The sequence below is a fragment of the Actinospineispora eucalypti genome (assembly GCF_039543365.1).
In the GTDB taxonomy this organism is placed as follows: Bacteria; Actinomycetota; Actinomycetes; order Mycobacteriales; family Pseudonocardiaceae; genus Pseudonocardia; species Pseudonocardia eucalypti.
In genome coordinates, this window is record NZ_BAABJP010000055.1 from 93,410 (window position 1) to 116,380 (window position 22,971).

Annotated in this window: 21 protein-coding genes; 14 read left to right on the top strand and 7 right to left on the bottom strand. The window is 72.4% G+C overall.

What is annotated here, in order from left to right:
* Positions 1-22: 22 nt before the first annotated feature.
* From ABEB12_RS36390 to ABEB12_RS36400, 3 genes are read left to right on the top strand one after another with little or no spacing between them, the layout of a single operon-like run.
* Positions 23-1,561 carry an amino acid permease gene (locus ABEB12_RS36390; RefSeq protein ID WP_185065557.1) on the top strand — a complete coding sequence of 513 codons (1,539 nt, stop codon included), beginning with the start codon at positions 23-25 and terminating at the stop codon, positions 1,559-1,561.
* Positions 1,558-3,105 (top strand): GMC oxidoreductase, encoded by a 1,548-nt coding sequence (locus ABEB12_RS36395; protein ID WP_185065558.1) that lies wholly within the window; start codon positions 1,558-1,560, stop codon positions 3,103-3,105. Before ABEB12_RS36390 ends, ABEB12_RS36395 begins: the two co-directional genes overlap by 4 nt.
* 10 nt (positions 3,106-3,115) lie before the next feature.
* Entirely contained in the window at positions 3,116-4,246 is a 1,131-nt protein-coding gene (locus ABEB12_RS36400; protein WP_185065559.1) for a tartrate dehydrogenase, read from the top strand.
* Here the strand turns inward: ABEB12_RS36400 and ABEB12_RS36405 are convergent.
* Positions 4,224-4,904: a sugar transferase gene (locus ABEB12_RS36405; protein WP_185065560.1), complete on the bottom strand. Its 681-nt coding sequence runs from the start codon at positions 4,902-4,904 to the stop codon at positions 4,224-4,226. The two genes, ABEB12_RS36400 and ABEB12_RS36405, sit on opposite strands and share 23 nt — an antisense overlap.
* A gap of 151 nt (positions 4,905-5,055) precedes the next feature.
* Here ABEB12_RS36405 and ABEB12_RS36410 point away from each other — a divergent pair, with 151 nt between their 5' ends.
* From ABEB12_RS36410 to ABEB12_RS36430, 5 genes are read left to right on the top strand one after another with little or no spacing between them, the layout of a single operon-like run.
* Entirely contained in the window at positions 5,056-5,844 is a 789-nt protein-coding gene (locus tag ABEB12_RS36410) for an SDR family NAD(P)-dependent oxidoreductase (protein ID WP_345703451.1), read from the top strand.
* A gap of 11 nt (positions 5,845-5,855) precedes the next feature.
* Positions 5,856-6,737, top strand: coding sequence for an SMP-30/gluconolactonase/LRE family protein (locus ABEB12_RS36415; RefSeq protein WP_185065562.1), 882 nt, complete (start codon positions 5,856-5,858; stop codon positions 6,735-6,737).
* 55 nt (positions 6,738-6,792) lie between these two features.
* Complete coding sequence (locus ABEB12_RS36420; protein WP_185065563.1) at positions 6,793-7,740, top strand: 2-dehydropantoate 2-reductase; 948 nt, start codon at positions 6,793-6,795, stop codon at positions 7,738-7,740.
* Entirely contained in the window at positions 7,737-8,360 is a 624-nt protein-coding gene (wrbA, locus tag ABEB12_RS36425; protein WP_221498782.1) for an NAD(P)H:quinone oxidoreductase, read from the top strand. The genes ABEB12_RS36420 and wrbA overlap by 4 nt, the downstream gene beginning before the upstream one ends.
* A 9-nt stretch (positions 8,361-8,369) precedes the next feature.
* Entirely contained in the window at positions 8,370-9,293 is a 924-nt protein-coding gene (locus tag ABEB12_RS36430; protein WP_185065564.1) for an LLM class flavin-dependent oxidoreductase, read from the top strand.
* Here the strand turns inward: ABEB12_RS36430 and ABEB12_RS36435 are convergent.
* Both ABEB12_RS36435 and ABEB12_RS36440 read right to left on the bottom strand, forming a co-directional pair.
* Complete coding sequence (locus tag ABEB12_RS36435) at positions 9,279-10,226, bottom strand: hypothetical protein (RefSeq protein ID WP_185065565.1); 948 nt, start codon at positions 10,224-10,226, stop codon at positions 9,279-9,281. The two genes, ABEB12_RS36430 and ABEB12_RS36435, sit on opposite strands and share 15 nt — an antisense overlap.
* 107 nt (positions 10,227-10,333) lie before the next feature.
* Complete coding sequence (locus tag ABEB12_RS36440) at positions 10,334-11,380, bottom strand: class I SAM-dependent methyltransferase (protein ID WP_345703452.1); 1,047 nt, start codon at positions 11,378-11,380, stop codon at positions 10,334-10,336.
* A gap of 64 nt (positions 11,381-11,444) precedes the next feature.
* Here ABEB12_RS36440 and ABEB12_RS36445 point away from each other — a divergent pair, with 64 nt between their 5' ends.
* Positions 11,445-13,034 carry an AMP-binding protein gene (locus ABEB12_RS36445; RefSeq protein WP_185065566.1) on the top strand — a complete coding sequence of 530 codons (1,590 nt, stop codon included), beginning with the start codon at positions 11,445-11,447 and terminating at the stop codon, positions 13,032-13,034.
* Here the strand turns inward: ABEB12_RS36445 and ABEB12_RS36450 are convergent.
* Positions 13,015-14,553 (bottom strand): FadR/GntR family transcriptional regulator, encoded by a 1,539-nt coding sequence (locus ABEB12_RS36450; RefSeq protein ID WP_345703453.1) that lies wholly within the window; start codon positions 14,551-14,553, stop codon positions 13,015-13,017. The genes ABEB12_RS36445 and ABEB12_RS36450 overlap by 20 nt on opposite strands.
* A gap of 315 nt (positions 14,554-14,868) precedes the next feature.
* Here ABEB12_RS36450 and ABEB12_RS36455 point away from each other — a divergent pair, with 315 nt between their 5' ends.
* The 3 genes from ABEB12_RS36455 to cbiE are packed head-to-tail and all read left to right on the top strand — an operon-like array spanning position 14,869 to position 18,372.
* Positions 14,869-15,819, top strand: a complete 951-nt coding sequence (locus ABEB12_RS36455) for an alpha/beta hydrolase fold domain-containing protein (RefSeq protein WP_185065567.1) — start codon at positions 14,869-14,871, stop codon at positions 15,817-15,819.
* On the top strand, positions 15,816-17,174 hold the full coding sequence (locus ABEB12_RS36460; RefSeq protein ID WP_185065568.1) for an MFS transporter: 1,359 nt from the start codon (positions 15,816-15,818) through the stop codon (positions 17,172-17,174). The genes ABEB12_RS36455 and ABEB12_RS36460 overlap by 4 nt, the downstream gene beginning before the upstream one ends.
* On the top strand, positions 17,167-18,372 hold the full coding sequence (gene cbiE, locus ABEB12_RS36465) for a precorrin-6y C5,15-methyltransferase (decarboxylating) subunit CbiE (protein WP_185065569.1): 1,206 nt from the start codon (positions 17,167-17,169) through the stop codon (positions 18,370-18,372). The genes ABEB12_RS36460 and cbiE overlap by 8 nt, the downstream gene beginning before the upstream one ends.
* A gap of 4 nt (positions 18,373-18,376) precedes the next feature.
* Here the strand turns inward: cbiE and ABEB12_RS36470 are convergent, their stop codons facing one another.
* Positions 18,377-19,096, bottom strand: coding sequence for an SDR family NAD(P)-dependent oxidoreductase (locus ABEB12_RS36470; protein ID WP_185065570.1), 720 nt, complete (start codon positions 19,094-19,096; stop codon positions 18,377-18,379).
* A gap of 96 nt (positions 19,097-19,192) precedes the next feature.
* On the opposite strand from ABEB12_RS36470, the gene ABEB12_RS36475 reads away from it, so the two are divergent.
* On the top strand, positions 19,193-20,053 hold the full coding sequence (locus ABEB12_RS36475; protein ID WP_185065571.1) for an MmyB family transcriptional regulator: 861 nt from the start codon (positions 19,193-19,195) through the stop codon (positions 20,051-20,053).
* A gap of 15 nt (positions 20,054-20,068) precedes the next feature.
* Here ABEB12_RS36475 and ABEB12_RS36480 read toward each other — a convergent pair whose 3' ends face one another.
* The gene (locus ABEB12_RS36480) at positions 20,069-21,055 is read right to left on the bottom strand and encodes a malate dehydrogenase (protein WP_185065572.1); all 987 of its coding nucleotides are present in this window, start codon (positions 21,053-21,055) and stop codon (positions 20,069-20,071) included.
* Between the two features lie 125 nt (positions 21,056-21,180).
* On the opposite strand from ABEB12_RS36480, the gene ABEB12_RS36485 reads away from it, so the two are divergent.
* Positions 21,181-21,927, top strand: coding sequence for a cobalt-precorrin-6A reductase (locus ABEB12_RS36485; RefSeq protein WP_185065573.1), 747 nt, complete (start codon positions 21,181-21,183; stop codon positions 21,925-21,927).
* Positions 21,928-22,197: 270 nt separating this feature from the next.
* Here the strand turns inward: ABEB12_RS36485 and ABEB12_RS36490 are convergent, their stop codons facing one another.
* Entirely contained in the window at positions 22,198-22,839 is a 642-nt protein-coding gene (locus ABEB12_RS36490; RefSeq protein WP_185065574.1) for a precorrin-8X methylmutase, read from the bottom strand.
* Positions 22,840-22,971 lie beyond the last annotated feature (132 nt).

Genomic DNA, 22,971 nt, shown 5'->3' on the forward strand with positions numbered 1-22,971 from the left:
GTACCAACGGAGGTGGGGACACATGACCGCGACACAGGATGGATCGGGTACCACGGGATCCGATCACGGACTGTCGGAGTTCGGCTACAGCCAGTCGCTGGAGCGCAGTATCGGGAAGTTCGCCAGCTTTGCCGCCGGCGTCAGCTACATCTCTATCCTGACCGGCACCTTCCAACTGTTCTACTTCGGTTTCAAGTTCGGCGGGCCGGCGTACTGGTGGTCATGGCCGATGGTGTTCGTCGGCCAGCTGATGGTGGCGCTGTGCTTCGCCGAACTCGCCGGGCGCTACCCGGTGGCCGGCTCGGTCTACAACTGGTCGAAGCGGCTGGGCAGCCAGACCACGGCGTGGCTGGCCGGTTGGATCATGTTCACCGCCTCGGTGGTCACTCTGACCGCCGTGGTGCTGGCCTACCAGATCACGCTGCCGCAGATCTGGTCCGGGTTCCAGCTGGTCGGTGACGGGACCGGGCCGACCGACTTCGCGGTCAGCGCGGTGATCTGGGGCGCCATCCTGATCACGTTCACCACCGCGGTCAACGCGTTCGGGGTCAAGCTGATGTCCCGGATCAACAGTTCCGGCGTGTTCATCGAGCTGATCGCCGCGGTGCTGCTGGCCGTGCTGCTCGCGGTGAACATCGTGAACCCGCCGACCGTGCTGGTGGACACCCAGAACCTCGGCTCGGGCCACTCGATGGGCTACCTCGGCGCGTTCTTGATCGCCGCGCTGGCCAGCGGCTACGTGATGTACGGGTTCGACACGGCCAGCTCGCTGGGCGAGGAGACGGTGGACCCCAGGCGCACGGCGCCACGGGCCATCCTGCGCGCGGTGATCGCCTCGTTCATCATCGGCGGCGCGATCCTGCTGTTCGGCATCCTGGCCGCGCGCGATCTCACCGACCCACAGCTGAGCAGCAGCAGCGGTGGGCTGCAGCTGATCGTGCTGCAGGTGCTGGGCAGCGGCCTGGGGAAGGTGTTCCTGGTCTGCATCGTGGTGGCGATCACCGTGTGCGCGCTGGCCGTGCACACCGCCGGCATCCGGCTGATGTTCGCCATGGCCCGGGACAACGCGCTGCCGGCCGGTGCCCGCCTGGCCCGGATCGACCCCAAGCACAAGACGCCGGTGGTGCCGGCCGTGGTGATCGGCCTGGCCTCGGTGCTCATCCTGGTGGTCAACATCGGCTCGCCGGAGATCTTCACCGCCGTCACCAGCGTGGCGGTGATCATGATCTACCTGGCCTACCTGCTGGTCACCGTGCCGATGCTGCGCAAGCGGCTGCGCGGGGAATGGCCCGGCGAGGACGCGCCGACCGGCTACTTCTCGCTGGGCAAGCTGGGGCTGCCGGTGAACATCCTGGCCGTGCTGTGGGGCGCGGGCATGGCGCTCAACCTGGCCTGGCCGCGCGCCGAGGTCTACGGCGGCGGGCTGCTCAGCTGGGTGGCCTTCCTGTTCATCGGTGCCCTGGTGGTGCTCGGTCTGGCGTGGTACCTGCTGCGCGGCCGGCACCAGCTGGGCTGCCTGCCCGAACACATGGCGGCGAAGATGGACCGGGAGGCCCCGTGAGCTTCGACTACGTGGTCGTGGGCGGCGGTTCGGCCGGGTGCGCGCTGGCCGCGCGCCTCTCCGAGGACCCCTCGGTGAGCGTGTGCCTCCTGGAGGCCGGCCCTTCCGACGTCGGTGACCAGGCCATCCTGCGCCTGGAGGACTGGATGGCGCTGCTCGACTCCGGTTACGACTGGGACTACCCGGTGGAGCCGCAGCAGCGGGGCAACTCGTTCCTCCGGCACGCCCGCGCCCGCGTGCTGGGCGGCTGCTCCTCCCACAACTCGTGCATCGCCTTCTGGCCGCCCCGCGAGGACCTGGACGAATGGGCCGCGTCCGGCTGCACCGGATGGAGCGCCGACGAGTGCTGGCCGTTGGTGCGGCGGCTGGAGACGAACGACGGCGAGTGGTCCGGGCACGGGCGGTCCGGGCCGGTGAACCTGCGGCAGGTCCCGCCGGACGACCCGTGCGGCGTCGCCGTGCTGGCGGCGGCCGCCGCCGTCGGCCTGCCCACCGTCCGGTTCAACGAGGGCGTCACGGTGTGCGAGGGCGCCGGCTTCTTCCAGATCAACGCGGCCGCCGACAACACCCGGATGTCCTCCTCGCACGCCTATCTGCACCCGATCCTGGACCGCCGGGGCAACCTGGAGGTTCGCACCGAGGCGTGGGCGTCGCGGGTGCTCTTCGACGAGTCCCGCCGGGCCGTCGGCGTGGAGTACCAGGCCGGCATCGGCCCCGCCCGGGTGCGGGTGGACGCGCGCCGCGAGGTGATCCTGTCCGGCGGGGCGATCAACACCCCGCAGCTGCTCATGCTTTCCGGCATCGGGCCGGGCGGGCACCTGCGGGAGCACGGCGTGGACGTGCTGGTGGACGCGCCGGGTGTGGGGGAGAACCTGGACGACCACGTGGAGGGCCTGGTCATGTGGGAGGCCGCCCGCCCGATGGTCGGCAAGTCCACGCAGTGGTGGGAGATCGGGCTGTTCACCCGCACCGAGCCCGGCCTGGACCGGCCGGACCTGATGATGCACTACGGCTCGGTGCCGTTCGACCTGAACACGGTGCGCTGGGGCTACCCGACCACGGACAACGGGTTCTGCCTGACGCCCAACGTGACCAGGGGACGCTCGCGGGGCACCGTGCGGCTGCGCAGCCGGGACTTCTGGGACCGCCCCCGGGTGGACCCCCGGTACTTCACCGACCCCGAGGGCCACGACATGCGCGTCATGCTGGCCGGGGTGAAGCTGGCCCGCCGGATCGCCGCGCGGCCCGAGCTGGCCGAGTGGGTGGCCCGCGAGCTGGCGCCGGGCCCCGGGGCGACCACCGACGAGGAGCTGATGGACTACATCGGCAAGACGCACAACACCGTCTACCACCCGGCCTGCACGGCCAAGATGGGACCGGACAGCGACCCGATGGCGGTGGTGGACCCCGCGCTGCGGGTGCGCGGCGTGCGGGGCCTGCGGGTGGCCGACGCCTCGGTCATGCCGTTCCTGCCGGCGATCAACCCCAACATCACGTGTTTCATGGTCGGGGAGAAGTGTGCCGACCTGATCAGGGCGACATAGCCTAGGGGGCATGGCAGCTGAATCTCCCGCGCGCGCCGAACTGGGCGCGCGCTCGGCTGGCGCGTTCCGCGCTCGCTATCGCATCGCGTTGATTCCCGGGGACGGCATCGGGCAGGAGGTGTGTCCGGCGGCGCGCGCGGTGCTCGACGCGGCGGGTCGGCGGCACGGCATCCGGTTCGACTACGACGAGTTCGACTGGTCGTGTGCCCGCTACCTGAGCGAGGGCGCGATGATGCCGGCCGACGGGCTGGACCGGGTGCGTGGGCATGATGCGCTGCTGCTCGGCGCGGTCGGCGACCCTTCGGTGGCCGACCACGTCTCGCTCTGGGGCCTGCTCATCCCGATTCGCCGGCAGTTCCAGCAGTACGTCAACCTGCGCCCGATCAAGATCTTCGAAGGGGCGCCGGGGCCGCTGCGGAACGCGGCGGCCGGCGAGGTCGACCTGGTGGTCGTCCGGGAGAACACCGAGGGCGAGTACAGCGAGATCGGCGGCCGGTTCGGCCGGGGGACCGCCGCCGAGACGGCGGTGCAGGAGGCGGTGTTCACCCGGGCCGGGGTGAGCCGGATCGCCGACTTCGCCTTCCGGCTGGCCGCCCGCCGCGGCGGCGGGGTGACGTCGGCGACCAAGTCCAACGGCATCGTGCACACCATGCCGTTCTGGGACGAGGTGGTCGGCGAGCGGGCGGCCGCGTACCCCGAGGTGTCCTGGCGGTCCGAGCACATCGATGCGCTGTGCGCCAAGCTGGTGCTGGACCCGGCCCGGTTCGACGTGATCGTGGCCTCGAACCTGTTCGGCGACATCCTGAGCGACCTGGCCGCCGCCGTGGCCGGCAGCATCGGCATGGCGCCCTCGGCCAACCTGAACCCGGAACGCGAGTTCCCGTCCCTGTTCGAGCCGGTGCACGGGTCCGCGCCGGACATCGCCGGCCGCGGCGTGGCGAACCCCATCGGCGCCATCTGGACCGCCGCGATGATGCTGGAGCACCTGGACCACGCCGAGGCGGCGACCGAGGTCACCGACGCGATCGCCCAGGTACTGCGGGACGGCGAGGTGCGCACCCCGGACCTGGGCGGCAAGTCGACCACGGCCGAGTTCACCGCCGCCGTGGTCGACGCGGTCAGCGGGCCGACCGGTCCTTGATCATGGACGGGATGGTGCGGGCCAGGATGGACAGGTCGCCGCCCAGGGTGCGGGTGTGGACGTAGGCCAGGTCCAGGTTGAGCATTTCCAGCGTGCCCATGGTGGAGCGGCCGGAGACCTGCCACAGCCCGGTCAACCCGGGCCGCACGGCGAACCGGGGGCGGAAGCGGGCCGGGAACATGCGCGCCTCCCACTCCAGGCAGGGCCGGGGGCCGACCAGTGCCATCTCGCCCCGCACCACGTTGATCAGCTGGGGCAGCTCGTCCAGGCTGGTCTTGCGCAGGAAGTGGCCGATCCTCGTGATCCGGGGGTCGGCGTCCAGCTTGTGACTGCCGCCGCGTGTGGTGTCCTCGCCGCGAAGTTCGGCGGCGATCAGTTCGCGCAGCAGCTCGTCGCTGGCGCCGGTGCGCATGGTGCGGAACTTGTACATGGTGAAGGTGCGGCCGCCGAGGCCCACCCGGCGCTGGCGGAACAGGGCGGGGCCGTCGCCGGAGAGCCGGATCACCAGTCCGATCAGCAGCATCGGCAGGGCCAGCGCGAGCAGCCCCAGCAGGGCCAGGCTGAGGTCGATGACCCGGCGCGCCACGGAGGGCCAGGAGATCGCGGAGGGTGACAGCCCGAGGCCGACGTGCCCGTCATCGCGGCCGGCGTAGAGCATCGCACCTCCTCCTGTCACCTACCACGGTGACATAGAGTACGCCGCGTTCCCACGTGAGATACCAGACATCGCTTAAAACCTGATGGCGCTATCAGATCACACAGGGCGTGCCGGCGGCCGGGGAATACCCTCGGCTGGGTACGTTCGGACGGTGGCGACCAATCCGGCGACCAGCGTGGCGACCAACACCGGGGGGCGGCTGGACGGGCGGGTCGCCGTGGTCACCGGGGCCGCGCGGGGTATCGGCGCGGCGACGGCCGAGCGGCTGGCCGGGGACGGCGCCGCCGTGGCCCTGCTGGACCTGCGGGACGCGGGGGAAGCCGCGGCGCGGGTCACCGCCGCCGGCGGCCGGGCCATCTCGGTCTCCTGCGACGTGGCCGACCAGCGGTCCTGGGCGGACGCGGTCGCGCGCTGCCGCGCCGAGCTGGGGCCGGTGGACATCCTGGTGAGCAACGCCTACACGGTGGACGTGCGACCCCTGCACGAGGTGGACGCGGCCTCCTGGCAGCGGCAGCTCGCGGTGAACCTCACCGGCGCCTTCCACGGCGTGCGGGCCTGCCTGGCCGACCTGCGCGCGAGCGGTCACGGGTCGGTGGTGCTGACCTCGTCCGTGCACGCGCTGATCGGCCTGCCCGGGCGGGCGGCCTACGCCACCACCAAGGCCGGGCTCACCGGGCTGGCCCGGCAGCTCGCCGCCGAGTACGGCCCGGTGCTGCGGGTGAACTCGGTGCTGCCCGGGCCGGTGCTGACCGCCGCCTGGGACGAGATCGACGAGACCGACCGGCGGCGCAGCGCCGAGCAGACCATGCTGGGCCGGCTGGGCGACCCGGCCGAGGTTGCCGCCGTGATCGCGTTCCTGGCCAGCGACGACGCCTCGTTCGTCACCGGTGCCGCACTGGTGGTGGACGGTGGCTGGAGCGTGTACAAGACATCCTCCTGAGGGGAACGACGATGGGTGACTGGACGGCGCTGGCCGGCGAGCGGTTCGCGCTCGGCGAGGGTCTGCGGCTGCTCGAGACCGGCGGCGTGGTGATGGTGGACATCCTCAGCGGCCGGCTGCTGAGACTGCCGGCCGACCTGGCCGGCCAGCCGGAGGTGCTGACCGAACTGGCCGAACCGCTGGGCGCGGTGGCCCCGTTGGACGCCACCACAGCGGGCGGCGCCGGCTGGCTGGCCGCCGCCGGCACCGGCGTCGCGGTGCTGCGCCCGGGCCGGCCGGCGCACTGGTTGGCCCGCCCGGAGGACGGCCGGACGCCGGCGATGCGGATGAACGACGGCACCGCCGACCCGGCCGGCCGGTTCTGGGCCGGCTCGATGAGCTACGACGGGGTGGACGGCGCCGGGGCGCTCTACCGGGTGGACCGCGACGGTGCGGTGCACCGGGTACTGGAGGGGCTGGCCATCCCGAACGGCCCGGCGTTCTCGGCCGACGGTCGGCTGATGTACCTGGCGGACAGCGCGCGCGGGGTGATCTACCGGTTCGGCGTGGCCCCTGGGTCCGGCGAGCTGGGCGAGCGCACCGAGTTCGCCCGCATGGCCGAAGGCAGCCCGGACGGCATGACGGTGGACGCCGAGGGGTTCCTCTGGTCGGCCGTCTGGGGTGCCGGGGAGGTGCGGCGGTTCGCGCCGACCGGCGCGGTGGACCGCGTGTTGCCGGTCCCGGCCCGGCAGCCGACCAGCGTGTGCCTGGTCGGGACGAGGCTGGTGGTCAGCTCGGCGGCGGTCGGGCTGACCGAACCGGGGGAGTACGACGGCGCGGTGCTGCACACCGAGGTTGGTGTGGCCGGGGTGCCGGCGTCCATCGCCCGGGTGCGGTGGGACGGCGCGGTTTAGGCGGCACGGAATAAACCGGGCCGGTTGGCGGGTCGCACAGTCTGGGAGGCTTAACGTGCGGATCTTGGTGGTGGGTGCCGGCGCGACCGGCGGGTTCTTCGGCGGTCGGTTGGCGGAGGCGGGCCGGGACGTGACCTTCCTGGTGCGCCCCGGACGGGCGGCGGTGCTGCGGGAGCGCGGGCTGCGCATCGTCGGCCGGGGCGAGCCGTCGGTCATCCGGCCGAGGCTGGTGCTGGCCGACCAGCTGGCCGACCCGTACGACCTGATCCTGCTGGGGGTGAAGGCCACCGGGCTGCGCGGTGCGCTGGAGGACCTGGCGCCCGCCGTCGGGCCGGACACCCGGATCGTGCCGATGCTCAACGGGATGCGACACATCGACGATCTGGTGGAGTGCTTCGGCGACACCTCGGTGCTGGGCGGCGTGGCCATGGTTCAGGCCACCGTCGACGAGCACGGGGACATCCAGCGCCTCGGTGACCTGCGCAGCCTGTTCTACGGCAACCTGAACGGACAACCGGACGCCCGGCTGGAGGACGTGCACACCGCGCTCGGTGGCGCCGGGTTCAACACGGACATCTCGCCGGACATCCTCGGCGACATGTGGGCCAAGTGGGTGTTCATCGCCAGCGTCGGCGCGGTGACCTGCCTGATGCGCGGCACCGTCGGTGACGTGGCGTCCACCCCGGGCGGCGTGGAGTTCGCCGAGGCGGTGGTGGCCGAGTGCGCCTCGGTGGCAACGGCCGCCGGCCACCCGGTGCCGGAGGCGAACCTGCGCACCACGCTGGCCACGGTCACCGACGTGGACTCGGTGCACGCCTCGTCCACCTACCGCGACCTGGTGGCCGGCAACCCGGTCGAGGTGGAGCAGATCTTCGGCGACCTGGTGCGCCGGGCGGACGAGCTGGACGTCCCGGTGCCGGTGATCCGGCTGACCACCCTGCACCTGCGGGTGCACCAACAGCGAATCAGCGCCGGGGGACCGGCCGGGAGAGGAGCCGCATGACCCGGCCGAGGATCGCCCCCAAGGTCGCCGTGGTCTTCTACAGCGCCACCGGGAACGTGGCCGCGCTGGCCGAGGCGCTCGCCGAGGGCGCGCGCAAGGAGGGCGCCGAGGTGCGGGTGCGGCCGGTGCGCGAGCTGGCGCCGGCGGAGGCGGTGGCCGGCAACCCGCGCTGGCAGGCCTGGGTCGACGGCAACCCCTACGACACCAGCGCGACGCTGGACGACCTGGACTGGGCGGACGGCATCGCGCTGGGCAGCCCGACCCGGTTCGGCGGGCCGGCCGGTCAGCTGAAGGAGTTCCTGGACAGCACCGGCGGCCTGTGGGCCAAGGGCAAGCTGGTCGACAAGGTAGGCACGGCGTTCACCAGCTCGTCCACCAAGCACGGTGGGCTGGAGTCCACCATCCTGGCCATGAACAACATCTTCTACCACTGGGGTTCGATCGTGCTGCCGCTCGGCTACACCGACCCCTCGGTGATGGAGTCGGGCAACCCGTACGGCGGTTCCTTCGTGTCCCGGCGCTCCGCCGCGCCGGACGAGGAGGCGCTGGGGGCCTGCCGGGTTCAGGGTGCCCGGCTGGCCCGGATCACCGGACAACTGGTCGCCGGACGAGAGGTTTAGGAGTTCGCCATGCGGTTCGCCATCTCCATCCCGCAGTTCTTCGCCGACGGCGAGTTCGACCCGGCCGCGCAGCGGGCCTACCTGGCCCGGGCCGAGGAGCTCGGCTTCGACAGCGGCTGGACGCAGGAACAGATCCTCGGCTCCATGCCCCAGCTCAGCCCGCTGGAGACGCTCACCTTCGCGGCGGCGCACACCGAGCGGCTGCGGCTGGGGTGCGTGGTGTTCGTGACCCCGCTGCACAACCCGCTGCACCTGGCCAAGTACCTGAGCACGCTGGACCAGATCAGCCGGGGGCGGTTGGAGATCGGCGTGGGCATCGGCGGCGGGTTCCGAGACTTCGCCGCGTTCGGCATCGACGGCAGCCGGCTGGTGGCCCGGTTCAACGAGGGCCTGCGGCTGATGAAGGCGCTGTGGACCGAGCCCAAGGTCGACTTCGACGGCGACTACTGGAAGCTGGAGGGCGCCGGCATGGAGCCCAAGCCGTTCCAGAAGCCGCACCCGCCGGTGTGGTTCGGCGCCAGCGCGCCGGCGGCGCTGCGCCGGGCGGCCCGGCTGGGCGACGGGTTCTTCGGCGCCGGCTCGTCCACCACCGAGCAGTTCGCCCAGCAGGTCCCGGTGGTGCGCGAGGCGCTGGCCGAGGCGGGCCGAGATGTGGACTCGTTCCCGATCGCCAAGCGGGTGTACGTCGCGGTGGACGACGACGCCGACCGGGCCCAGCGGCGCATGGCCGAGGCCCTGATCGGCATCTACGGCCCGGAGTACGGGCGGAAGCTGGCACCCGTCGCGGTGACCGGGCGGCCCGAGGACTGTGCCCAGGGGCTGCGCGCGGTCACCGACGCGGGTGCCGAGCTGATCCTGCTCACCACGCTGTTCGAGCCGGCCGAGCAGATGGAGCGGCTGGCCGCCGAGGTGATCCCGCTAGCTCAGGTGTGAGACCGTGGCCCGGTCCTGCTCGGCGATCGGGACGACGCCGAGCGGGGCCTGCGGGTCGATCTTGTAGCTCATCGTCCGCTTGTAACCCTGCTTCTTCTGCATGCCGCTCTTGCGCCAGGCGGCGGTGAGGCCGGCCTTGGCCCAGAACGCCGGGCCGTCCAGCGAGCTGGAACGGGGCTTCCAGTGCAGCACGTTGCGCAGGATGCCGTTGCCGTAGTGACGGGCGTAGGAGCGGCGCACGTGGTCGGTCCAGTGCTCGGTGGTGAGCGAGATGGAGAAGTCGTCCAGGTTCTGGACCCGGTGCGGGCCGTTCAGGCCCCAGTGCAGCATCTGGCCCGGCTCGAGGTCGTAGACCTCGGCGTGCTCGTCGTACCACGGCTCGTACGGGAGGTCCTCCATGGCCAGGCTGCGGACCACGTTCTCCACCGAGGTGGCCGGCAGGAACGGCTCGGTGTTGGGGTAGATCCAGATGCGCTTGCGGCCCTTGATCTGCCACAGCGACTGGCCGGGCACGTCGAAGTGGTAGAACACCCGGGCCGTCGGGGACGAGATGAGCAGGCACATCTTGCGCTTGAAGGTCTTGAAGTCCGGCATGGTGTCGCCCAGCTCGCGGTACATCTGCTCGAGCAGCTCGGCGAACCGGGGGTCGGCCTTCTCCACCGCGATGGCGTTGATCCAGACCCGGCCGCCGCGCACCGCGTCGAGCACCTTCGAACCGGGCTGTCCGGCGCGGTCCACGTGGCCCCAGGTGGACACGTCATCACCCATGGTGGTGATGTCCAGGTCCCTCGGGTCCATGGTCTCGATCAGCTTGGCCAGCGACTCGTCGCTGAACAGGTCCTCGCGTTCGGCCAGGAGGTGCCGCAACCTCACGGTGTGGTTGCCCCACAGCTTGATGTCCCGAGGCGTGATGTTGTCGAAAACGCGTGGCACGGCGAACTCTCTCTCCAGTAGGGGGTGGCCCACTAGGTCCAACGTACGCGGGTTGGAAATGTTACCTAGGGTGCCCTTTGCCTCAGCGACCACCTCTCACCCGGTTCTCAGCGGCCGACGAAAATTCCGTTCTGCGGCCGGGGCGAGTCGAGTAGGGCGACCTCGGTGAAGCCGGCTCCGGCGAGCAGCTCCATGGCCCGCTCCCGGCCCCACACGGCCCCCAGCGCCGGGCCGCCGGAGGCCCGCGTGGTGGGTACGCAGAACATCAGGCTGATCGCGTAGCCCAGCGGGGCGTGCGGGTTGTCCAGGTTCCGCTCCAGGTGGCTGGAGAAGTTGGTGTCCACCATGACGAACGTGCCGCCGGGGCGAAGCGCCGCCCGCACCCTGGCCAGCACCGCCTCCGGGGCGCGCTGGTCGTGGATGGCGTCGAACGCGGTGATCACGTCGAAGCCGGGGTCGGTGGGCAGCAGCTCCGCGTCGGCGACCAGGAACTCGGCGTTGCGCAGGGCCATCCGCTCCCGCTCGGCCTCGGCCAGCGCGATCGCCTCGGGGGCGATGTCCAGCCCGAAGAACTCGGAACCGGGGAAGGCGGCGGCCATCAGGTTCACCGCGTGACCACTGCCGCAGCCCAGGTCGAGCACCCGCGCCCCGGAGCGCAGCCGGTCGGTGAGCCCGGGCACCGCGCCGAGGAACCCGTCGACCAGGTGGTCGTCGTACACGTGCCGCCAGGTCTCGCCCAGCGAATCGCCGGCCACGGCGGCGTACTCGGCGTACGGAACCCCGCCGCCCTCGGTGAAGCAGCGCTCCACGGCGGGCAGCACCGCGCCGAGGGTGCGCAGCGTGCTGGCCGCCGGCCCGACGTTGGCGGCGGTGGCCCCGGTGAGCAGGGCCGCGTGCTCGGCCGGGAGGACGTATTCGCCGGGCCCGGGGCGGTATTCGAGGATGCCGCCGGTGACCATGGCGCCCAGCCACTCGCGCACGTACCGCTCGTCCAGCCCGGCCCGGTCGGCCAGCCGCCCGCTGGTCGCCGGGCCGGCGGCGGCCGCCTCGAACAGCCCGGTCCGGTGGCCGATGCCGATCATCATGGTGAGTGCGCCGCCGGTCATCAGCTCGAGCAGCCGACCGCCGAACGCCTGGGTGCGTTGAAGATCCACGGACCTACCGTGCCATCCTCCGCTCGGCGCGCCGACCTGATTTCCCGGAGGTAGCGTCCGGGAGATGGCGAGCACGCGGGACTCACCCGGCCCGGAGTTCCCGTCCACCTGGGCCCGGCTCGACCCGGACAAGCCCGCGGTCGTGGTGCTGGAGGACGGGGGCGAACCGGCCCGGACCCTGACCTACGCGGAGCTGGATCAGCGGTCGCTTCGGCTGGCCCGGCTGCTGCACGCCGACGGGCTGGCCCCCGGGCGGCACATCGCGGTGCTGATGGAGAACCGGGCCGAGCTGTTCGAGGTGTGCTGGGCGGCGAAGCGTTCCGGGCTGTACGTGACCGTGGTGAACACCCGGCTGAACCCGGCCGAGGCGGCCTACGTGGTGCGCGACTGCGGCGCCGAGGCGCTGGTCACCTCGGCCGCCCTGGGCGAGCTGGCCGCCGCGATCGTGGACGGCACGCCCGGGGTTCGCCGGCGGCTGGTGGTGGGCGGCGAGCTGGCCGGTCACGAGGACTACCTCGGCGCGCTGACCGCGGTGTCGGACGGCCCGGCGCCGCCCGAGTGCGAGGGCGACACGATGCTCTACTCCTCGGGTACCACCGGGCTGCCGAAGGGCGTGAAGCGGCCGTTGACGCTGGCCCCACCGGGCGGGGAGTTCCGGCTGCGCCCGCTGCTGGCCGCGATGGGCTACGGGCGGGACACCGTCTACCTGAGCCCGGCGCCGCTCTACCACGCCGCCCCGCTGGGCTACAGCATGGCGGTGCACCGGTTCGGGGGCACCGTGGTGGTCATGCCCCGGTTCGACGCTGAGGGCGCGCTGCGGGCCATCCAGCGGCACCGGGTGACCCACGCCCAGTTCGTGCCGACCATGTTCATCCGGATGCTCAAGCTGCCCGAGCCGGTGCGCGCGGGCTACGACCACTCCGGCCTGCGCTCCGTGGTGCACGCGGCCGCGCCCTGCCCGGTGGAGGTCAAGCGCGCCATGATCGACTGGTGGGGGCCGGTCATCTGGGAGTACTACGCGGGCACCGAGGGCAATGGGATCACCTGCATCGACTCGGCGGACTGGCTGGCCCACCCCGGCTCGGTCGGGCGGGCGCTGGTCGGCCAGGTGCACGTGCTGGGCGAGCGGGACCGCGAGCTGCCGGCCGGCGAGACCGGCACGGTGTACTTCTCCGGCGGCGGCAGTTTCGAGTACCACAACGACCCGGAGAAGACCGCCGGCAGCCACAACGCGCGCGGCTGGAGCACCCTGGGCGACGTCGGGCACCTGGACGAGCAGGGCTACCTGTACCTCACCGACCGGCTGTCCCACATGATCATTTCAGGCGGGGTGAACATCTACCCGCAGGAGACGGAGAACGTGCTGGTGCTGCACCCGGCGGTGGCCGACGCCGCCGTGTTCGGCATTCCGGACCCGGAGATGGGTGAGCAGGTCAAGGCGGTGGTGCAGCTGGTCGACCCGGCCACGGCCTCGGCCGAGCTGGGCGCCGAGCTGATCGAGTACTGCCGAACCCGGCTGGCGCACTACAAGTGCCCGCGCAGCGTGGACTTCACCGAGCAGCTGCCCCGGCACGACAACGGCAAGCTGTACAAGCGCCTGCTGCGGGACGCCTATTCCGGCGGTGCGCCGGGGTCTACTGCCACCACTCGGTGACCAGCTCCAGGTGCCGGCGCATCCGGTGCCTGGCCAGGCCGCCGTCGCCGGCCAGCAGCGCGTCCACGATGCCCTGGTGCGCCTCGGTGGTCGCCCGCTCCTCCCCGGAGCTGGCGTCCGGGGTGGGCCGGCCGCTGTGCGCCTCGCCCTGCCGGGACCACAGCGTGATGATGATGCGCAGGAACAGCCCGAGCACCGGGTTGCCGGACAGCTCGGCCAGCTCCAGGTGCAGCTGGTGGGCCGGGGCCGGGGTGCGCTCCTGGCCGCCGCCGAACGGGTTGATCGGCTCGTCGGCGTGCAGCACGGTGCGCAGCCGCCGGGCCACCTCGGGCCGGTCGGCGCGCGCGGCCACCCGGTCCATGCAGGCCAGTTCCACGGCCTCGCGGACCACCCGCAGGTCCTCGGTCTTGATGCCCTGGAAGCCCAGGTACAGCGACATCGCCTCGATGCTGGCCGACGGGTCCGGCTTGGCCACCACCAGCCCGCCGCCGGGTCCTCGGCGCATGCGGGCCACCGAGTGGTACTCCAGCAGCCGCACCGCCTCGCGCAGCACGGCCCGGCTGACCTCGAACTTGGCCAGCAGCGCCGCCTCGGAGCCGATCACCGCGCCGACTTCCCAGCCGCTGCTGGTGATCTCGTTCAGGATGCGCTGGGCGACCACCTCGGCCAGCTTGCGGTCCTGGCCGGCGCCCCGCGTGGGCATGGACCAGATGGAGCCGGCGGCGTCGCTCGCGGCGGGCCGCCAGTAGCGCAGGAACTCGGTGCCGGCCTCCAGGTGCTGGACCGTGCGGAACTCCGCCCGCGCGCTCTCGCCGGCGATCACCGCCGCCACGATCGCCTGGTGGGCGTCGTCGGCCTCGGTCACCGCCGGGTGCGAGACGTCCGGCAGCTGGTGCATCGCGCCCTGGGTGTACTGCCAGGTCAGCCGGAGCAGCACGTCGACGAACAGGCGCAGCGTGGGGTTGCCGGACAGCTCGGCGATGACCAGGTGCAGCCGTTCCCTGACCTGCCCGTCGCGGCGGGCCACCGGGTCCGACTCGACCTCCAGCACCTCGCGCAGGCGGCTGATCCCGGCCTCGGTGACCTGCTCGGCGGCCAGCACCACGGACAGCGGTTCGAGGATCATCCGCGCGGCCAGCAGGTGTTCCAGGGTGGTGCCGACGAACTCCAGGTAGACCATCATGGCGCCGGTGGCGGCGCCCGCGTCCGGCGCCTTCACCACCAGTCCGCCGGCCGGTCCCCGGCGCATCGCGGCCACCTGGTGGTGCTCGACCAGACGGATCGCTTCGCGCAGCACCGCCCGGCTGACCTGGTAGCGCTCGCGCAGTTCGGTCTCGGAGCCGAGCATCTGGCCCACCGGCCAGCCCCGGCGCACGATGTCCTGCTCGATCTTGGTGGCCACTCGGGCGGCCAGCTTGCCGCTGCCGGCCAGATCCACATTTGCGGTGCCCGCGGTCGAAGAGCGTCCGGGGCGCGCGTTCGGCTCGGCGGTCGGACGCGCGTCATAGTAGGCGATCAACGAGGCTCCTCAGCACTACCGGGGCGGTCATTCTACGCAACGTGTATCCGTGTTTACTGAGCGTTCCGGTGGCCATCTCCCCCAAACGGATGTAGAACGGGCACAAATCAGTAACGATGATGACACTTGCCGGTCTCTAACGAGTGAGCGGCGAGCAGGTCGAGCGAGGTTAATTGAGGACTTAATAAAGAAGGTTAGTCGGTCCGCCGCCGGTAACCGGCACCGCACCGGGCGGACGCGCCGGAAATGTTGCGTGGACAAGATCCGGTATCGATACAGTCAACCAGAGTGGGGCACTCAAAGGAGGGCTAGCGCATGCCAGTTCACCCGGAAGCGGAGCAACTGTTGGCCGCGATCGCCGAGGCCGGGCTTCCGCCGACGGAGGAGCTGACGGTGCCGGCCGCCCGCGCGTCCACGGCCGGCTTCCTCGAGCTGCAGGGTGAGCCCACGGCGCTGGCCTCGGTGGATGCGCGCACGGTGCCGGGTCCGGCCGGGGCGATCCCGGTGCGGGTGTACACGCCGGCCGGCGACGGCCCGCTGCCCGTGGTGGTCTACCTCCACGGGGGCGGGTGGGTGATCGGCGACCTGGACGTCGTGGACAAGCCGTGCCGGCAGATCGCCGCGTCCACCGGCGCGATCGTGGTGTCGGTGGACTACCGGCTGGCCCCGGAGCACCCGTACCCGGCGCCCTTCGACGACTGCTACGCGGCCACCGCCTGGGTGGCCGAGCACGCCGGCGAGCTGGGCGGTGACCCCGCGCGGCTGGCCGTCGCCGGGGACAGCGCGGGCGGCAATCTGGCCGCCGCCGTCGCCCTGGCCGCCCGGGACCGGGGCGGCCCGGCGCTGAGCGCCCAGCTGCTGCTCTACCCGGTGATCGACTTCAACTTCGGCACCCCGTCCTACTCGGAGAACGCCGAGGGCTACCTGCTGAACAGGGCGTCCATGCAGTGGTTCTGGGCGCACTACCTCGGCGCCCAGGAGCTGGGCGCGGACCCGTACATCTGCCCCGGCCGCGCGGCCTCGCTGGCCGACCTGCCGCCGGCGTACGTGGCCACCTGCGAGTACGACCCGCTGCGCGACGAGGGGGAGTCCTACGCCCAGCGCCTGGCCGCCGACGGGGTGACGGTCACCGCCCGCCGCTACGAGGGCATGCCGCACGGCTTCCTCTGGATGCAGGCCGCGCTGCCGAGCACCGCGACCGTGTTCGAGGAGATGGCCGGCGTGCTGGAGGCCGCCTGGGCCGGCGTCGCCGCGGTACGGCCATGAGCCTCGGCGCCGACCAGAGCAGGGCCGACCAGGGCGAGCTGACCAGGCGCGCGGTGGCCAAGGCCGGCCGCCGGCTGGTCTGGGTGCTGGTGTTGATGTACGTGATCAACTACCTGGACCGGGTGAACGTGGGCTTCGCCGCGCTCACCATGAACCGTGACCTGGGCCTCTCCAACGCCGCCTACGGGCTGGGCGCCGGGCTGTTCTTCATCGGCTACTTCCTGTTCGAGGTGCCGAGCAACCTGATCCTGCACAAGGTCGGCGCCCGGCTCTGGATGGCCCGGATCATGATCTCCTGGGGCATCCTGGCCAGCGCGATGGCCTTCATCCAGGGTCCGGGGACGTTCTACCTGGTGCGGTTCCTCCTCGGCTTCGCCGAGGCCGGCTTCTTCCCCGGCATCGTGCTGTACCTGACCTACTGGTTCCCCAGGGCCAACCGGGCCAAGGTGATGTCGCTGTTCATGCTGGGGGTGCCGCTGGCCTCGGTGTTCGGTGCGCCGGTGTCCACCTGGCTGATCCAGAACGGGTCGGGCGTCCTCGGCTTCGAACAGGGCTGGCGGACCATGTACTTCATCGAGGGGCTGCCGGCCATCGTGCTCGGTTGCCTGGTCTTCGCGCTGCTGCCCAGCCGGCCGGACAAGGCCCGCTGGCTCAGCGAGGACGAGGCGCGCGCGTTGAGCGCGACCATCGCCGCCGAGGACGCCGCGCGGGTGCCGCACCAGCCGACGGTGTGGCGGGCGATGCGGCACCCGAAGGTGGTCGCCCTGTCCGCCGTGTACTTCGGCGTGGTGTTCGGGCTGTACGGGCTCGGCTTCTTCCTGCCGAAGATCATCTCGGGAATGCAGCAGCAGTACGGGGTGAAGTTCTCCCTGGTGCAGGTCGGCCTGATCACCGCGATCCCGTACGCGGTCGGCGCGGTGGTCATGCTGCTCAACGCGCGGCACTCGGACCGCTCCGGGGACCGGGTCTGGCACACCGCGGTTCCGGCGTTCGTCGGCGCCGCCGGGGTCGCCACCGCGCTGTACATGAACTCGCCCGTGCTGGCCATCGCCGCGCTCACCGTGTGCACGGCGGGCGTGCTCGCGGCGATCCCCGTGGTGTGGCAGCTGCCGACCGCCTTCCTCGGCGGGTTCGGCGCGGCGGCGGGTATCGCGCTGATCAACTCGTTCGGCAACCTGAGCGGGTTCCTCGGTCCGTACCTGACCGGCAAGCTGAGCGACCTGACCGGCAGCTTCCAGGCCGGCATGTGGGTGATCGCCGGCTTCATGGCGGCGGCCGGGGTGATCGTGCTGTCCCTGCGCCGGGAAGCCGCGTCGGAAGCCGCGTCGGACGTCGGGCCGGACCAGGGTGGCTGATCGCCCGGTCGCCGTGGTGGGCATCGGCGCGGACGGCCTGGCCGGGCTCGCCAAGGCCGCCCGGGACGCGGTCGCCGCCGCCGAGGTGGTGCTCGGCGGCCGCCGGCAGCTGGCGCTGCTGGGTGACCACCCCGGCCGGCTGGTCGAATGGCCGAGCCCGATGCTGCCCGCCCTGCCCGGGCTGTTCGAGCGGTTCTCCGGTGCCCGGGTCTGCGCACTGGCCAGCGGGGACCCGATGTTCTACGGGCTGGGCGCCACGCTGGCCAGGGTGCTCGGGCCGGACCGCATCGAGGTGCACCCGCACCCGTCCTCGCTGTCCCTGGCCTGCGCGCGGCTGCGCTGGGCGCAGCAGGACGTGGCCGTGCTGAGCGCCGTGGGCCGGCCGCTGGACCGGTTGCGTGCGCGGCTGGCGCCCGGCCGGCGGCTGCTGGTGCTGGTGCCGGACGCCTCCGGCCCGGCATCGGTGGCCCGGCTGCTCGCCGAGGAGGGCTACGAGGCCAGCGAGCTGACCGTGCTGGAGCAGTTGGGCGGGCCGGAGGAACGGATCTACGCCGGCAAGGCGGGCGCCTGGGCACACGCGCCGGGGGACGCGCTGGCCGTGGTCGCGGTGCATTGCGACGCCGAGGCGGCCGGGCGTTCACCCCTGCCCGGCCTCCCGGACGAGGCGTTCGAGCACGACGGGCAGCTGACCAAGCGGGAGATCCGCGCGCTCACCCTGGCCAACCTGGCGCCGCTGCCCGACCGGCTGCTCTGGGACGTCGGCGCGGGCGCGGGCAGCGTGGCGATCGAATGGCTGCGCGCCCAGCCGGCCGGCCGGGCCATCGCGGTGGAGCGGGACCCGGAACGGGCCGACCGCATCGGCCGCAACGCCGCCCGGCTGGGCGTGCCGGAGCTGCGCGTGGTGCGCGCATCGGCGCCGGAGGGGCTGCGCGACCTGGAACAACCGGACGTGGTGTTCGTCGGCGGCGGGGTCACCGGGCCCGGCGTGCTGGAGACCTGCTGGGCGGCGCTCCGCCCGGGCGGGCGGCTGGTGGCCAACGCGGTGACCGTTCAGTCCGAGGCGCTGCTCGGCGCCTGGCACGCCGACCGGGGCGGCTCGCTGACCCGGCTGTCGGTGCAGCGGGCCGTGCCGGTCGGCCGGTTCACCGGCTGGCGGCCCGCGCTCCCGGTGACCCAGTGGGTGGCCGACAAGCCGTGACCGGCTACCAGGGAACCGGGCCGGAGCGGTCGAAGAAGCCGCCGGTGGGGCCGTCCGGGCCGACGGCGGCCAGCTGGACGATCGCGTCGGTGCCCTCCTCGACGGTCTGCGGGCCGGAGTTGCCGTTCAGGTCGGTGGCCGTGTAGCCGGGGTCGACCGCGTTCACCCGGAACCCGGGCAGCGCCTTCGCGTACTGGGTGGTGAGCATGTTCAGCGCCGACTTGGAGGAGGGGTAGGTCAGGGAAATGACCGTGGACTCCACCCGGTCCCGGTCACCGGTGACCGCCAGGGAACCCATCCCGCTGGACACCATGACGATCCGGGGCCGGGCCGAGCGGCGCAGCAGCGGCAGGAACGCCCTGGTCACCCGGACCGGGCCGAACACGTTCGTCTCGTAGCAGGCGCGCATCTCGTCCGGCCCGGTCTCCAGGGGCGGTACCCGTGACCCGATGACGCCGGCGTTGTTGATCAGCACGTCCAGGCGGCCGTGCGCCCGCCCGACCTGGTCGGCCGCGGCCGCCACCGACTCGTCCGAGGTGACGTCCAGCGCCACCAGCTCGGCGGACAGGCCGTCCGCCGCCAGCTCGGCCACCGCCTTCGCACCCCGCTCGGCGTCCCGGGCACCGATCAGCACGGTCCAGCCGGATCGGGCGAGCCGGCGCGCCGAGGTCAGCCCCAGGCCCTTGTTCGCGCCGGTGACCAGCGCAATCGTCGTCTCTGTCATGCCTCCACGCTGCACCGGCCGCCGCCGCGCCGGGTAGCCCAGTCAGTACCAGGCTGAGCGGCTGCGCCGACCGCCCGACCGGGCCATGCTGGACGTATGGACCGGGCCGAGATGGGCGCCACCCTGCGTGGTTGGCGGGAACGCCTCACCCCCGCCGAGGTCGGGATGCCCGCCGGCATCCGCCGCCGCACGCCGGGGCTGCGCCGCGCCGAGGTGGCCCAGCTGGCCGGCATCTCGGTGGACTACCTGACCCGGCTGGAGCAGGGCCGGGGCGCGCACCCGTCGGACGCGGTGCTGGCCGCGCTGGCCAGGGCGCTGCGATTGGCCGAGGCGGAACGGGACCACCTGTTCCACCTGGCCGGTGCTAGCCCACCGGGGCCGGGGCGGATCAGCGACCGGGTGCGGCCCAGCGTGCTGCGGCTGATGGACCGGTTCACCGATCTGCCGGCCATGCTGATCAGCGCCAAGCTGGACCTGCTGGCCTGGAACGCCATGGCCAGTGCGCTCATCGGCGACTTCTCCGCGCTGGTCCCGGCGGAGCGCAACCTGGCCTGGCAGCGGTTCGTCACCGGGGCCGGCCGGATGGTGGTCACCCCGGACGAACGCGAGCAGCTGGAGCTGGCCGTGGTGGCCGACCTGTGGGAGGCCACGGCCCGCTACCCGCGCGACCGGTCGCTGAGCCAACTGGTCCGCCGGCTGTGCGACGCCTCACCGCGGTTCGCCGGACTCTGGGCGACGCGGCCCGTGGGTGTCCCGCACCAGGGCCGGAAACGGTTCGCCCACCCCGAGCTCGGCGTGCTGGAACTGGACTGCGACCCGCTGCACGTGCCCGGGGACGACCAGACGCTGGTCGTCTACTCGGCGGCGGAGGGGAGCCGGGAGGCCGAGGCGCTGGCGCTGCTTCGCGTGCTGGGCACCCAGCGCCTCGGCGCGGCGAACTTGCTGGACCGGGCCTAGCTAGATCAGGCCCAGCTAGATCAGGCCCAGCTGGCTGACCGCGTCGCGCTCCTCGGCCAGTTCGGCGACCGAGGCGTCGATGCGCTCGCGGGAGAACGCGTCGATCTCCAGGCCCTGCACGATCTCGTAGCGACCGTCCCGGCAGACCACCGGGAACGAGGAGATCAGGCCCTCCGGCACGCCGTACGACCCGTCCGAGGGGATACCCATGGAGGTCCAGTCGCCCTCGGGAGTGCCGTTGACCCAGTCGTGGATGTGGTCGATCGCGGCGTTGGCGGCGGACGCCGCGCTGGAGGCGCCCCGCGCCTCGATGATCGCCGCGCCGCGCTTGGCCACGGTCGGGATGAAGGTGTCCCGCAGCCACTGGTCGTCGCCGACCGCCTCGGCGGCGATCCGGCCGCCCACCTCGGTGCGGAACAGGTCCGGGTACTGGGTGGCCGAGTGGTTGCCCCAGATGGTCATCTTCTTGATCTCGGTGACCGGCACGCCCAGCTTGGTGGCCAGCTGGGAGATCGCCCGGTTGTGGTCCAGCCGGGTCATCGCGGTGAACCGCTCGGCCGGCACGTCCGGGGCGTGCGCCTTGGCGATCAGCGCGTTGGTGTTGGCCGGGTTGCCGACCACCAGCACCCGCACGTCGTCCGCCGCGCCGCTGTTGATTGCCTCGCCCTGCGGCTTGAAGATGCCGCCGTTGGCCTCGAGCAGGTCGCCCCGCTCCATGCCCTTGGTGCGCGGGCGCGCGCCGACCAGCAGGGCCACGTTCACACCGTCGAACGCGGTCTTCGCGTCGTCGGTGATGTCGATCGAGTCCAGCAGCGGGAACGCGCAGTCGTTCAGCTCCATGGCCGTGCCCTCGGCGGCCTTCACCGCCTGCGGGATCTCCAGCAGGCGCAGGCTCACCCGGGTGTCCGGTCCGAGCAGCTGCCCGGAGGCGATCCGGAACAGCAGCGCGTAGCCGATCTGACCCGCCGCGCCGGTGACGGTGACTTGGACGGAGCGTGACACAGGAGAATCCTTCCGATCCGGGATAAGCCGAGGTGACCGCGAGACTACTCAGGGTGCGCCGATCGTCACGCCGGTGGTGACAGTTATCTCCGGCGGGATGCGCCGCGCAGGTCCAGGATGGTGCGATGACGCTGCGGGTGTTGCTGCTCGGGGGCACCGCGGAGGCCCGCGCGCTGGCCGGCGAACTGGTGGGGCGCCCTGACCTCGCGGTGGTGTCCTCGCTGGCCGGGCGGGTGCGCAACCCGGCGCTGCCCGCCGGTGAGGTGCGCATCGGCGGGTTCGGCGGGGCCGACGGGCTGACCGACTTCCTGCGCGCGAGCCGGGTGGCCGCCGTGGTGGATGCGACCCATCCGTTCGCCTCGACGATGAGCGCCTCGGCGGTGGCCGCGACCGCGCGGGCGGGCGTCCCGCTGCTGGTGTTGCGCCGGCCGGGCTGGCAACCGGCCGAGGGGGACCGGTGGCACTGGGTGTCCACCCTGGCCGACGCGGCGGACGAGCTCGGCGGCCTCGGCGAGCGGGTGTTCCTCACCACCGGCCGGACCGGCCTCGGCACCTTCGCCGGGCTGGACCGACACTGGTTCCTGGTGCGCACCGTGGACCCGCCGGAGCCGCCCATGCCGGCCCGGATGCACCTGGTCCTGGACCGGGGGCCATACACCGTGGCCGGGGAGCGCGCGCTGATCACCGAGCACGGGATCGACGTGCTGGTGACCAAGGACAGCGGCGGCGAGTGGACGAGGCCGAAGCTGGTCGCCGCCCGAGAGCTGGGCGTCCCGGTGGTCATCCAGGCCCGGCCGTTGATCTCCGGCGCGCCCTCGGTGGACACCGTGCCGGAGGCGGTGAGCTGGCTGGACCGGATGCTCGGGAGCTAGCCGGATTCAGAGGGCATCCCGCAACTCCGGGGTGGAAGCCGGGCAACGACGGTATTGATCTTCGCTTGATCACCGGTTACGTGGTCACCAGGACACCAGGGCCGCTCCACCCGACCCAACCCGGCCACCCTGCCCTGATGACCATGAACTGACGCCGGCGTCGCGGCATCCAGGCTGGTTTCTTGAACCGGCACCGAACCCTCAGCCCGGAGCACGCCCGCACCGGCGCCCGGCACCTTCGCCGGGTGAACCGAGATCCAAGATGCTCTCTCAGAGAATGCCCTCGCTCGGCGTGGCCAACGCGTTGACCGCGGCCGAGGCCAGCGCGCTTCCCCCGCGCCGGCCGTGGACCACCAGGTGCGGCACGCCGGCCGGGTGGTCCGCCAGCGCGCGCTTGGACTCGGCCGCGCCGATGAACCCGACCGGCACGCCGACCACCGCGGCCGGCATCGGCGCCCCGGCGTCGATCAGCTCCAGCAGCCGGAACAGCGCGGTGGGGGCATTCCCGATGGCGACCACCGAGCCGCCCAGCCGGTCCACCCAGAGGTCCACGGCCGCCGCGCTGCGGGTGGTACCCATCTTCTCGGCCATGGTGGTGACCAGCGGCTCGTTGAGCAGGCAGATCACCTCGTTCTGGGCGGGCAGCCGGCGGCGGGTGACCCCGGCGGCGACCATGGTCGCGTCGCACAGCACCGGCGCCCCGGCGGCCAGCGCCGTGCGTGCGGAGGACACGACGCCTGGGCTGAACGCCAGGTCGACGGGCAGATCCGTCATGCCGCAGGTGTGGATCATGCGGACGGCCACGGTGGCCACGTCCGCCGGCAGGCCGGAAAGGTTGGCCTCGGCGCGGATGGTGGCGAACGACCGCCGGTAGATCTCCGCGCCGTCCCGGACATAGGAATAACCCGCCATAGGTCCTGAAAGTAAGCCATGGTTGCGCCGTCCCACGGTTGGGCCACGCCCCCGCGTGCCTACACTCCCGCGTTCCGCTGAACGCGGGGACGACGGCGCGTTCCGCTGAACGCGGGGACGACGGCGCGTTCC